The sequence below is a fragment of the Devosia sp. LjRoot16 genome (genome assembly GCF_964252795.1).
Classification (GTDB): Bacteria; Pseudomonadota; Alphaproteobacteria; order Rhizobiales; family Devosiaceae; genus Devosia_A.
Genome location: NZ_CAXUPH020000001.1, coordinates 654215 through 667757, shown reverse-complemented (window position 1 = coordinate 667757; position 13543 = coordinate 654215). Strand labels below are relative to the sequence as shown.

The window sequence follows — 13543 nt, the reverse complement described above, 5'->3', positions numbered from 1 at the left end:
CCCACCGCCAACCCACAAAGCAAGAGGCGCGACACCACCGCGCCCCGCGAGGAGATGCCATGCCCAAAACCACCAGGACTCTTGGCCTCATAGGCTATGCCGCCCTGCTGCTCTCTGCCTCGACGTCGTTGACTGAGGCGCAGTTGCTGGAGCCGACGACGCCGCCCGACCCGCCGAAATTCGACGCCCAGGGCACGCCCAGCTTCGTCGGCGTCACCGACATGTTCGAGTACCGGGCGCTGCCCGAGTACCACGAACCGGTCTGGGTGACCGAGAAGTTCGTTGCGACCGGCAAGCTGCCGCCGGTGGCGGAACGCCTGCCCAGGGAGCCGCTGGTCTACAAGGCCTCGAACCTGCCCGATGGCATCGGCGTCTATGGCGATGTGATGCGCCACGTGATCGGCGGCCGGCCGGAAGGCTGGAACTACATGGCCGGCCAGTCGCAGGGCTGGGGTGGCACCGATATCGGCACCATGGAGTGTTTGACCCGCACCGGGCCGCTGTTCCAGGTGAAGGCCGAGGAGCTCGAGCCGCTGCCTAACCTCGCCAAGGGCTGGGAGTGGAGCGAAGACGGCCACACGCTGACCATGCACCTGATCGAGGGCGCCAGATGGTCGGACGGGGTGCCGTTCACCTCCGAGGATGTGATGTTCTACTGGGAGGACAATGTCGTCGACCCCAACGTGACGCCGCTCAACGGCGCTTCGCCCGAGAGTTTTGGTGAAGGCACCACGCTCCGCGCCATCGACGACTACACCATCGAGTGGACCTTCAAGGACGCCTTCCCCAAGCAGTACCTCTACCAGATGGCCTACGGAAATTTCTGTCCGGGCCCGGCGCATATCTTCAAGCCGCTGCACCCAAAATACTCGTCCAACACCTACGACCAGTACAAGAACGCCATCAAGCCGGAATACCTCAACATCCCCGTCATGGGCGCCTGGGTGCCGGCTGAGTATCGGGCCGACGACATCATCGTCATGCTGCGCAACCCCTACTACTGGAAGGTCGACGAGGCGGGCAACCAGTTGCCCTATCTCGACGAGGTGCATTACCGGCTCTCGACCTGGGCCGATCGCGACGTGCAGGCCGTGGCCGGCACCGCCGACAACTCGGCGATGGAGCAGCCGGAGAACTACGTCGAGGCGCTGAAGCGCGCCGCCGATCCCAATGCCCCGTCGCGCCTGCAGTTCGGCGCCCGTACCATCGGCTACACGCTTTACCCCAATCTCAGCGCCAATGGCTGGGGCGAACCCGACAGCCGCCGCCAGGCGGTGCGTGAGCTCAATCGCAACTTCGATTTCCGCAAGGGCGTCACCAGCGCGCTCGACCGCCAGTCGATCGGCGAGGCGCTGGTGAAGGGGCCGTTCACCGCCATCTATCCGGGCGGTCTCTATGCCGGCACCACCTTCTACGACAAGGCCTCGACGGTCTACTATCCGTACTCGGCCGAGACGGCAGAGGCCTACTTCACCAAGGCCGGCCTCGCCGATACCGATGCCGACGGCATCCTGAACTTTCCGAGCGACCAGGAAGGCGGGCGCAATCTCGAAATCACCATCCTCGCCAATGCCGACTATCAGACCGACAAGAACCTCGCCGAGGCGGTGATCGCCCAGCTCGAGCGGGTGGGCATCCGGGTGGTCGCCAACTTCATGACCGGCACGCAGTTCAACGCCGCGCAAAGCTCGGGCCAGTTCGACTGGGTGGTGATCCGCAACGGCTCGGAACTGGTGGCCGTGGTGCAGAATACCGCGTCACTGGCGCCCACCGGCCCGCGTATCGCCGCCCAGCACCAGGCCGGGCCGGATGGCAGCATGGACCTCTTGCCGTTTGAAACCGAGATGGTCGAGGTGGTGAACGCCTTCACTGCCACCGACGACGCGGCGGAGCGTATCGCGCTGATGCAGCGCTACCAGAAGCTCTATACCGAGAACATCTACGCCATCGGGCTGACCCAGTATCCGGGCGCCGAGATCATCAACAAGCGCTTCGCCAACGTGCCAGCCGGCGTGCCGATCTTCATGTTCAACTGGGACGTCGACAACATGATGCGCGAGCGGCTGTTCGTGCCGGCCGACAAGCAGCCGGGCTATGAGCTGCACCCGCAATCGCTGCCCGGCGCCCCGGGCATCGGCAACGGCCCGGTCTCTTAGATCGTTTCACCGTTTCAATGAAACGCCGAAACGCTCCAGGTCATTGGTTTTGTCGCGCTTTCGAACCGGAAAAGTCTGCAACTTTTCCTGAAAGCGCTCCTAGCCAGGATTACTGAACCTCCCGGTGCGGCGGTTCGCCAGATCGTCAAAACCGATCACTGCTGCACCAAGGCCGGTGGGGGTGGCGCAAGCCATCCCCACTGCATTTGCTCTCAGCACTAATTGGTATGTTCGACGCGCCTGACCCGCCCGGATCGGGCTTTCGTCTGTCGCGCACGGCCTCGGCGGCAGCTGGCGGCGCTGGTCGCCATTGCAATCATGGCTAATTTTTTGTATAGCTCGGCACACAACTTGTATTCCGGCGCGAACCAAGAATACCGGGACAGCACCTTCGCTCGAATTGCGGAACGAGCTCATGGTGCAGAAGTAGAACTCCCGGCCGTACCATCCGATCTGCGCCGGATGTATTCTGCAACAATCAGAGGCCAACGGTAGATAAGGCTGTGTTGTCGATGATGTCGACAGCGCGGTCGATGATTTGTTTTATTCCGCAGGCGAATACAAAGCGTCAACACGTAAGCGGGGAGCAGTTACAAAACACTCTAGGGAGCAGTCATCATGGCAATCGTTCTAACAGGCGACGAATTCGTCGTGCTCGACGAGTCGCAAGGGCTACAGAACACCGGAGTATCCAGCACCAACGAGGACAACGACGACAACGATATAGTCTATACCGACCTGCCCGCCGCCTTCGCTACGCGGCTCTTCGACGCCGGCCAGCTCAACTTGAGCAGTGCATTTGCCCAGGCCAACGGCGCGGCCCAGAACGACTTCATTTCACTCACCGACGGCTCGACCCTCACCGGTTTCGTCAAGAGCGACGGCAGTGCGTTGCTGGCCTATGACGCCGGCACGACCGTTCCGACCACCGGCGTGCTCGCCGGCTTCACTACCGTTGATGGCGAGGCGATCTATCTGTTCGCCGACGAGGCGACCGGGCTGGGATCTTCCATGTTCCTCGGTGTCGACGTAAATGGCGACATCGTGCTCGCTGGCTACCTCGAGGCAGACGGCACCATCTCGACGGTGCAGTTCGAGGCCATCACCAATCCCGATAGCGGCAACCATGACGATCCGGTCGATCTGAGCGGCCTGCTCGACGTGGGGGCCAGCGGCACCATCGATTTCGATTTCGATGACCTGCCATCGAGCAACAACCTGTTTGCAACGCTGGGCGCGTCTCCCGACGGTCCGGCGATCGTCATCTTCGGCGCCGACATTCATCTTCAGGCCGATGGCACACCCACCAATACAAGCGACATGATGTTCATGTCGCAGGCCGGACCCAATGCCACGATCGGTATGAACAACCAGATGTTCAACCCCGGCGACGCGGCGTTCTTTGCCTATGTCAACGACGTGAACGCCGACTTTCTGTCGGGCTGGGAGCCCAATGGGCTGACCGGCACCGAGGCTGACGATGCCGACAACGCGCTCTATACCGGCGGCACGCTGGACGTGACGGCGGCCCAGTTCACCATCGCTCAGATCCAGGGCAACGGCACCGGCAGCATGAAGCTGACCACCTATCTTGGTGCGGCCGACACCGCCCGTGACCTGCTGACCGGCCCGACCGACGGTGCCACCTCGCCCAATATCATCGCGGTCAACGTCACCATTGGCGGGGTTACCACGACGTTCGACAACGATGCTGATCCGGCTGTGAGCGGCTTTGATGTGTCGGGCCTCGGCACCACCACGGTGACACTGACCGGCGTCGATGATGGCTACCTCATCGAGTTCGTCACCGACAGCGAGCACAACCGCGTCAAGATCGAAGGCACCGCCGGCAAGTTTGATATCGGCGGCTTCACCATCACCGAAGGCACTTTCGTCCACGAGCCGGTCGGTGACCGCATAGTGTTCGAAGACGATGGCCCATCGGTCGGCGATGGCGAGGGCACGCCGGCGCTGACGGTCGATGACAGCGACTTCACCACCAATGACTCGGCCAGCTACGCCAACCTGTTCGATGTCGATTTCGGCACCGACGGCGGCAAGGACAGCGACAATGACGGCACCGTCGACGTTGATGCCGTCACCTACAGCCTCAGCATCGGCGTCGGCGCCAGCGGCCTCACCGACACGCTGACCGGCGATGCCGTCGTGCTCAGCATGGATGGTGCTGCGGTCGTCGGCAAGGCGGGGGCCGCTGGCCCCGAAGTGTTCCGCATCACGGTCGACGTCAACACCGGCGAGGTGACGCTCGACCAGAGCCGCGCCGTTGTCCACGACGATCCGGACGATGACGAGGAGAGCGGCTCACCTGCCCAACTGGCCTCGGCCGACCTCATCGCGCTGACCGCCACGGCCACCGATGACGATGGCGACACCGACGACCACACGGTCGGCATCGGAGACACGTTCAACTTCGAGGACGATGGTCCCTCGATCGACCGTAACCTGGTCGAAGTTCCGGCCCTCACGGTCGACGACAGCGACTTCGCCACCAACGACTCGGCCGACTTCTCGGTCCTGTTCACCACCGCCTTCGGCAATGATGGGCCCAAGGACACCGACGACAACGACATCGCCGATGCCGATGCCATCACCTATGAGCTCGGGATCAATGCCGGGGCCAGCGGTCTCACCGACACGCTGACCGGCGACGCCGTCGTGCTCAGCATGGATGGTGCCGTGGTTGTCGGCATGGTCGGCACCGAGGAGGTGTTCCGCATCACCGTCGATGCCGATACCGGCGAGGTGACGCTCGACCAGAGCCGCGCCGTTGTCCACGACGATCCGGACGACGACGAGGAGAGCGGCTCGCCCGCTCAACTGGCGGCTGCCAACCTCGTCACCCTGACCGCTACCGCCTATGACGGTGACGGCGATCATGATGATGCTATTGCCGACATTGGCCTCGCCTTCAACTTCGAGGATGATGGGCCGTCGATCGATCGCAACCAGGTCGAGGTTCCGGCCCTTACGGTCGACGACAGTGACTTCGCCACCAATGACTCGGCCGACTTCTCGGTCGTGTTCACCACCGCCTTCGGTAATGACGGGCCGCTCGATGCCGACGACGATGACGTGGCCGATGCCGATGCCATCACCTACGAGCTCGGGATCAATGCCGGGGCCAGCGGTCTCACCGACACGCTGACCGGCGACGCCGTCGTGCTCAGCATGGATGGTGCTGCGGTTGTCGGCATGGTCGGCGCCGAGGAGGTGTTCCGCATCACGGTCGATGCCGATACCGGCGAGGTGACGCTCGATCAGAGCCGCGCCGTTGTGCACGACGATCCGGACGATGACGAGGAGAGCAGCTCACCGGCTCAGCTTGCCGCAGCCAACCTCGTGACCCTGACCGCCGTCGCCGTTGACGGTGACGGCGATCACGACGACGCCGTCGCTGACATCGGCCTCGCCTTCAACTTCGAGGACGACGGTCCGTCGATCGATCGCAACCAGGTCGAAGTTCCGGCCCTCACCGTCGATGACAGTGACTTCACCACCAACGACTCGGCCGACTTCTCGGTCGTGTTCACCACCGCCTTCGGCAATGATGGCCCTCTCGATGCCGACGATGACGACGTGGCCGATGCCGATGCCATCACCTACGAGCTCGGTATCAATGCCGGCGCCAGCGGTCTGACCGACACACTGACCGGCGACCCTGTCGTGCTCAGCATGGATGGTGCCGCGGTTGTCGGCATGGTCGGCACCGAGGAGGTGTTCCGCATCACCGTGGATGCCGATACCGGCGAGGTGACGCTCGACCAGAGCCGCGCCGTCGTGCACGACGATCCGGACGATGACGAGGAGAGCGGCTCACCCGCTCAGCTTGCCGCTGCCAACCTCGTGACCCTGACCGCCGTCGCCGTTGACGGTGACGGCGATCACGACGACGCCGTCGCTGACATCGGCCTCGCCTTCAACTTCGAGGACGATGGCCCGTCGATCGACCGTAACCTGGTCGAAGTTCCGGCCCTCACGGTCGACGACAGCGACTTCGCCACCAACGACTCGGCCGACTTCTCGGGCCTGTTCACCACCGCCTTCGGCAATGACGGGCCCAAGGATACCGACGACAACGACATCGCCGACGAAGATGCGATCACCTATGAGCTCGGCATCAACGCCGGCGCCAGCGGCCTCACCGACACGCTGACCGGCGACGCCGTCGTGCTCAGCATGGATGGTGCTGCAGTGGTCGGCATGGTCGGCGCCGAAGAGGTGTTCCGCATCACGGTCGATGCCAATAGCGGCGAGGTGACGCTCGACCAGAGCCGCGCCGTTGTCCACGACGATCCGGACGACGACGAGGAGAGCGGCTCGCCCGCTCAACTGGCGGCTGCCAACCTCGTCACCCTGACCGCTACCGCCTATGACGGTGACGGCGATCATGATGATGCTATTGCCGACATTGGCCTCGCCTTCAACTTCGAGGATGATGGGCCGTCGATCGACCGCAACCAGGTCGAGGTTCCGGCCCTCACCGTCGACGACAGTGACTTCACCACCAATGACTCGGCCGACTTCTCGGTCGTGTTCACCACCGCCTTGGGTAATGACGGGCCGCTCGATGCCGACGACGATGACGTGGCCGATGCCGATGCCATCACCTATGAGCTCGGCATCAACGCTGGGGCCAGCGGTCTCACCGACACGCTGACCGGCGATCCTGTCGTCCTCAGCATGGATGGTGCCGCGGTTGTCGGCATGGTCGGCACCGAGGAGGTGTTCCGCATCACGGTCGATGCCGATACCGGCGAGGTGACGCTCGACCAGAGCCGCGCCGTTGTGCACGACGATCCGGACGATGACGAGGAGAGCAGCTCACCGGCTCAGCTTGCCGCAGCCAACCTCGTGACCCTGACCGCCGTCGCCGTTGACGGTGATCTCGACCACGATGACGCCGTTGCCGATATCGGGCTTGCGTTCAACTTCGAGGACGATGGCCCGTCGATCGACCGCAACCTGGTCGAGGTTCCGGACCTGGTGGTCGACGAGTCGGCATTCGGCAGCGTCTTCGCCGATTTCTCGAGCCTGTTCGACACCGTTTTCGGCAATGACGGGCCGAAGGACACCGACGACAACGACACGCCCGACGACGATGCGATCACCTATGCCGTGACGATCAGCAATGCCGGCGACGACACCGGTCTCATCGACTCGCTCACTGGCGAGGCGGTGGTGCTCGACGTCGAGGGCCTCGACGTGATCGGCGTCACCGAGATCGGCGGGCTCGAGGTGTTCCGCGTCTCGGCCGACGGGGAAACCGGCGTGGTCACCCTGACGCAGAGCCGCGCCGTCAAGCATGACGATCCGGACGATCCCGATGAGTCCAGCTCGCCCGCCACCTTCACCTCGGCCAACCTGGTGAGCCTTGTGGCGACGGCCTATGACGGGGATGGCGACCACGACAGCGCTACCCTCGATATCAGTGCGACGTTCAAGTTCGAGGACGATGGCCCGGCGATCGGGCCGATCGCCGGCGGTATGGTGGACTTCGCCAACGGCGACACCGTCTCCAACCTGCTTGGAGCGCTTCCCGGTGCCGACGGCGCCGACGCCAAGATCACCGACTTCACCGAGAGCTTCGATTTCGGTTTCGCTACGGTGGTCGGAGTGCAGGAAGGCGACCAGACGGTCACCTACTACGAGGACGAGAACGGCAACGGCTCGATCGACCCGGGCGAGGACACTGCGTTCTTCCGCCTGAGCCTCGATACCACTGGTGACGATCCGGCGGCCTGGAGCTACCTGTTCGAAACGCTCAAGGATCCGGAACCAGCCAGCATCGAGTTCAATTTCGACGAGCTGCCTTCGGGTGCGAACCTGTTCGGCGTGGTCGGCGAGTCGTCCTCTGATCCGGCGATCCTCGTCTTCGGCAAGAAGGCCATCGTTAATGCCGCCGGCAACTACACCAACAAGAGCGATGTGATCCACACCTCGCAGGGCGGCACGGGAGCGACCATCGGTGTAAACAACCAGATGTTCGACCCCGGCGAAGGCGCGTACTTCGTCTACATCGACGATCCGGTGGCCAACTTCCTGTCGGGCGTGCCCGGCGGGCTGAGCCCAACCGAAGCGGACGATGCCGACAACGTGCAGTACACCGGTGGCACCGTGGACGTGACCACGGCCTCGATCACCATCTCGCAGATGCAGGGCAACAAGGGTGCATCGATGAAGCTTACGACCTTCCTCGGCACCGCCGAGCAGGGCCGCGACATGGTGCTGACCCCGAACGGAACTTCGCCCAACATCATCGAGGTGCGCGTCATCAAGCCCGACGGGACGATCTATGAGTTCGACTCCGACTCCGACCCGGCGATCGGCTTCATCGATGTGACGGGCTTGGGTGGCACCTCGGTGGTCGTTACCGGCCTCGACAAGGGCTACACCGTCGAATGGGATACCGACACGCTTCATAACCGCGTTCTGGTTGAAGGCGTCGCCGGCAAGTTCGACGTCGGCAAGTTCAGCATCGGCGAAACCGGGACCACACCGGACGGCCAGCTCGACTTTGAGGTGACCATCGAGGACTTCGACACCGCGGGTGACACGGCAGTCGCCGACTTCACCATCGGCATCGATGGCGACCTCGACGGGGTGATCACCATCTAGCGGCAACAAGCCTTAGCCGGCCGGGGGCAAACCCCGGCCGGCGTCTTTTGCGGCGCGTTCTTTGCCAAGGCGGTTGTCATGCCCAAGACCCTCTACGAAACCATCATCGATCGCGTCCGGAACGAGCTTCCGGCGCTCATCCTGTTCAGTTGCCTCGTCAACCTGCTGCTGCTCGTCACCGTGTTCTACATGCTGCAGGTCTATGACCGCGTGCTGTCGACCGACTCGCTCGACACGCTGATCTGGCTGACCCTCGGCACGCTCGCCGCCATCATCGTCTACGGCCTCATCGAGCACGTCCGACGCTTGATGCTCACCCGCACCGGCGCCTGGCTCAATCTCGAGCTCACCGGCCCGGTGATCCGCCGGGCCATGGAAGCCCGGCTTGCCGGCGCCGGCCTCGAAGCCGGACCGCGCGATGTTTCGGACCTGCGCGCCTTCTTCGATGGCGACGGTCCGCTCGCCTTGCTCGATGCGCCCTGGGCCATCGTCTTCATCGCTTTCATCTGGCAGCTGCATCCGGCGCTCGGCCTCATCGCCATCGGCGGGGCCCTGGTGCTGTTCGGCCTCGCTGTCGGCAATGACATCGCCACCCGACCGGCGCAGAAGCGCTCGACGGCCGAGCTGCGCGCCAACCACGACGCGGCGCTCCGCTACATCGACGGCGGCGAGACGCTGGCGCCGCTCGGCATGGCGCAACCGATCATCGAGCGCTGGCAGGAACGCGAGCAGCTCGCCACCGATCGCCAGCAGCGCCTCGCCGAAGACACCGCCACCGTCGTCAGCATCTCCCGCGCCATTCGCATGGCGCTGCAGGTGCTGATCCTCGGCACTGGCGCTTATTACGTGCTGCAGGGGCAGCTCACTGGTGGCGCCATGATCGCCGCATCGATCGTCCTCGCCCGGGCGCTCTCGCCCATCGAGCGCTCGATCAGCGCCTGGCGCCGGCTGCTCGCCGCCGCCGCGGCGCATCGCAATCTCAAGGCCCTGTTCAAGGGCTCGGCCTCTGACCACGAGGCGGTGCAGCTGCCACGGCCGCTCGGCCGCCTGTCCGTCGAGGCGGTGAGCTTCGCCGCGCAGGCTCGGCATGAGCCGATCCTCTCCAATGTCAGCTTCGGCCTCGAGCCCGGCACCAGCTGCGCCATCGTCGGCCCATCGGGGGCGGGCAAGTCGACCCTCTGCCGCCTGCTGGTCGGCGCCGCGCGCCCCAGCTTCGGCCATGTGCGCATCGATGGCGCCGATGTCTTTGCCTGGGATTCCGACGATCTGGGCCGCCACCTCGGCTACCTGCCGCAGCAGGTCGAACTGTTCCCCGGCACCGTCGGCCAGAACATTGCCCGCTTCCGCCCCATCGACAGCGATAAGCTGGTCGAGGCTGCCCAGCTGGCCGGCGTGCACCAATTGGTGCTGGGCCTGCCCGGCGGCTACGAGACCGATATCGCGGCGGCCGGTAACCGGCTGTCGCAGGGCCAGCGCCAGCGCCTCGGCCTCGCCCGCGCCGTTTACGGCGATCCGCCGCTGCTGGTGCTCGACGAGCCCAACGCCAACCTCGACAGCGATGGCGACCTCGCGCTCACCAAGGCGCTCGCCGAGCTCCGGCGCCGCCGGCGCACCGTGGTGATCGTCACCCACCGGCCGGTCGACCTGCAGGCCGTCGACAAGATCCTCATCATGCGCAACGGCACCGTCACCCGCTTCGCCGACCGCGACGAGGTGCTGCGCCCCTCCGGCGTTCCGGTCGAGGGCGAAGAGCCGCGGCGCATCCCGCAGCCGGCGCGCAAGCTCCCCAGAGCAAACGCCCCAAGTCATTGATTATGTCGCGCTTTCGAACCGGAAAAGTCTGCAACTTTTCCTGAAAGCACTCCAGGAGGTCGCTGCCATGTTCGAGAACCCCACCAAGCTCTGGCAGATGGCATTGGACTGGTGGCAAGCCGAGGCCCTGCCGCTGGTCGGTCGGGCCTGGACCGCCACCCGCGACGCCGGCCTCTCCCCCGAAGGCGTGCTCACTGCGGCCGCCACCGTGATTGCACTGGGCATTCTGCTGCTCATGCTCGGGGAGCGCCGCCGCCGCATCAAACCGCGGGTCGAACTCTCCCGCGCCACCCGTGGTCCGCGCTGGCTCGGCTACGTCGCGGCGCTGCTGCTGGTCGGCGGCTTCGGCACCTGGGCCTATGGCGCCCGGCTCGCCAGCGCCGCCATCGCATCGGGCGTGGTCAGCCCCGACGGCTACCGCAAGACCATCCAGCATCTCGAAGGCGGCATCGTCCGCACCATTCACGTCAAGGAGGGAGATGTGGTCGCCGCCGGGGACCCGCTGGTCACCCTCGACGACACCCAGGCCCTGGCCCGTCGCCAGGAGCTGCGCGACCGCTACATTGACCTGCGCGCCCTCGAGGCGCGCCTCCTCGCCGAGATGCAGGGGCGCGATGCCATCGTCATCCCGGCCGAGCTGCTCGCCTTTCCGGCAGCTGACTACGCCAGGGCCATCGACGACCAGCGTGCCCTGTTCATGAACCGCCGCGCCTCACAGAACGGCCGTGAGCAGATTCTCGACCAGCGGGTGAAACAGGTGGACGAGCAGATCGCCGGCCTGACCGAGATGATCGCCGCCGAGGACGAACAGATCGGCCTGCTCGAACAGGAGGCCGCGAACGTCAAGCAGCTCTATGACAAGGGCCTCGAGCGCCTGCCGCGCCTGCTCGAGCTGCAGCGCGAGGCGGCCAGCGTCGAAGCCCAGCGCGCCGCCAACCGCGCCGCCATCGCGCAGAACCGCCAGTTGATCGGCGAAACCCAGATGCAGCTCTTCGCGCTGCGCGACGAAATCGTCGAAAGCGTCAGCGAGGACCTCAGCAAGGTGCGCGGTGAGCTCGCGGAACTGGCGAGCCAGCTGGCCTCGCGCGAGGATGTGCTGGCCCGCACCGTGGTCACGGCGCCGATCGCTGGCACCGTCATGCATGTGCGGGTCACCACCGTTTCCGGCGTGGTGAAATCCGGCGAGCCGATGCTCGAGATCGTGCCGGAGGGCTCGAAGCTGGTGATCGATGCGCGGCTCAGGCCGCTCGATATCGATACCGTCCATCCCGGCATGCCGGCGCGCGTTGTCCTCACTGCGTTCCGGCAGCGCAACCTGCCGCAGATCCACGGCGTGCTCCGTTCGATCTCGGCCGACAGCCTCATCGACGAGCGCACCGGCAGCGCCTATTTCCTCGCCAAGGTCGAGGTCGACCGGGCGAGCCTCGACGCGCTCGGCGAAGGCATCAGGATGCTTCCTGGCATGCCGGCCGAGATCATGCTGCTGGGCGACGAGCAGACTCTCCTGGACTATCTGGTGAGCCCGATCACCGCCTCGCTCGACCATAGCTTCCGGCAGTAGGGCGTACGACTTTCAGCCTACTCCTCGTTGCCCGATCGGCGGTTGCCAACGCTGCCTCGGGCTGTAACCTGACGTACGTCCCTCGGGGAGGATCGGGGGACAAATAACGAGGGAGAGGCAACGTGAAGATCACTTCGGTGAAGACGGCGGCAACGAGCGGCCATTGCATGCATCTATGGGTCCGCATCGAGACCGACGCCGGCATCACCGGGCTCGGTGAATGCGTGCATGGCGGCTACCAGGCCATTGCGATCATCAAGGAGTTGGAAGAGCGCCTGATCGGCCGCGACCCCTTCGCCATCGATGCGATCTTCGAGGAGACCCGCCGCAGCCTGGTGTTCGAAGGCGGCTTCGCCGGCGCGCTGATCACCGCGCTCACCGGCATCGAAATCGCGCTGTGGGACCTGAAGGGCAAGGCCCTCAAGGTGCCGATCTATGAGCTGATGGGCGGCAAGTTCCGCGACGACATCCGGGTCTATTGCGATTGCGAAGTCTCGCCCGGCATGAACATGGACGAGGTGCAGGCCGAGGTCGACAAGGTGCTTGAGGCCGGTTTCAGCGCCCTGAAGGTCGATCTCGATATCCGCGCCTATGGCCACACCGGATCGGAAACCGGCTGGTACGAGAAGGACAGGTTCAACATGACTCCCAACAAGTGGGAGCATGACCGCATGGTGCAGCTGGCCGAGATGGTGGTGAAGGCCGCCGGCAAAGAGGTCGAGGTCGCCTGCGACCTGCACACCAGGCTCGACAAGCACTCCGCCATCCGCCTCGCCAAGGACCTCGAACATCTGCAGCTGATGTGGCTGGAAGAGCCGATCCCGCCCGAAAACATCGACGCCATGGCCGAGATTACCCGCTCGACCAGCGTGCCGATCTGCGGCGGCGAAAACCTCTATCTGCGTCACGGCTTCCGAAAGGTGTTCGAGCAGCAGGCGCTCGACATCATCATGCCCGACATTCCGAAATGCGGCGGGCTCTCGGAGTGCCGCAAGATCGCCGAGATGGCCGACCTCTATTCCATCCCCTTCGCCCCGCACAATGTCAGCTCGCCCATCGGCACCATGGCCTCGGCCCAGGTCTGCGCCACAGTGCCGAACTTCCTCGTGCTGGAGTTCCACTGGTTCCACCGCGACTATTGGTCGACCATCACCGATGGCGGCGAGATCATCCAGAACGGCCGCATCAAGCTCACCGATCGGCCGGGCATTGGTCTGGAGCTGAACGAAGAGGTGGCCAAGCAGCACCAGTATCCGGGGACGACCTGGTTTGCTTGAGGGGGACGGCCACGATGCTCTGAGCGTGTGGCCACCCCCACCCTTGATCCCTCCCCACAAGGGGGAGGGAGACGCGTACTGAAGCTGCGGTTCTGGCTCTC

5 protein-coding genes are annotated in these 13543 nt (G+C 64.7%); all 5 read left to right on the top strand.

From position 1 onward, the window contains the following. Positions 1-59 precede the first annotated feature (59 nt). The 5 genes from ACSQ23_RS03170 to ACSQ23_RS03150 all read left to right on the top strand — a co-directional run bounded on the left by ACSQ23_RS03170 (position 60) and on the right by ACSQ23_RS03150 (position 13442). Entirely contained in the window at positions 60-2156 is a 2097-nt protein-coding gene (locus tag ACSQ23_RS03170; RefSeq protein WP_436089683.1) for an ABC transporter substrate-binding protein, read from the top strand. A gap of 618 nt (positions 2157-2774) precedes the next feature. Beyond that, positions 2775-8792: a DUF5801 repeats-in-toxin domain-containing protein gene (locus ACSQ23_RS03165; RefSeq protein WP_436089682.1), complete on the top strand. Its 6018-nt coding sequence runs from the start codon at positions 2775-2777 to the stop codon at positions 8790-8792. A 78-nt stretch (positions 8793-8870) separates the two neighbouring features. After that, positions 8871-10604 (top strand): type I secretion system permease/ATPase, encoded by a 1734-nt coding sequence (locus ACSQ23_RS03160; RefSeq protein ID WP_436089681.1) that lies wholly within the window; start codon positions 8871-8873, stop codon positions 10602-10604. Between the two features lie 67 nt (positions 10605-10671). Then, a complete protein-coding gene (locus ACSQ23_RS03155) occupies positions 10672-12165 on the top strand; it encodes an HlyD family type I secretion periplasmic adaptor subunit (protein WP_436089680.1) in 1494 nt (497 codons plus the stop codon). A 122-nt stretch (positions 12166-12287) separates the two neighbouring features. Further along, positions 12288-13442 (top strand): mandelate racemase/muconate lactonizing enzyme family protein, encoded by a 1155-nt coding sequence (locus ACSQ23_RS03150; RefSeq protein WP_436089679.1) that lies wholly within the window; start codon positions 12288-12290, stop codon positions 13440-13442. Positions 13443-13543 lie beyond the last annotated feature (101 nt).

Excerpts from the sequence above, each read along its gene's own strand:
- ACSQ23_RS03170 (WP_436089683.1), top strand. The coding sequence starts at position 60 with ATGCCCAAAACCACCAGGACTCTTGGCCTCATAGGCTATGCCGCCCTG.
- ACSQ23_RS03165 (WP_436089682.1), top strand. The coding sequence starts at position 2,775 with ATGGCAATCGTTCTAACAGGCGACGAATTCGTCGTGCTCGACGAGTCG.
- ACSQ23_RS03160 (WP_436089681.1), top strand. The coding sequence starts at position 8,871 with ATGCCCAAGACCCTCTACGAAACCATCATCGATCGCGTCCGGAACGAG.
- ACSQ23_RS03155 (WP_436089680.1), top strand. The coding sequence starts at position 10,672 with ATGTTCGAGAACCCCACCAAGCTCTGGCAGATGGCATTGGACTGGTGG.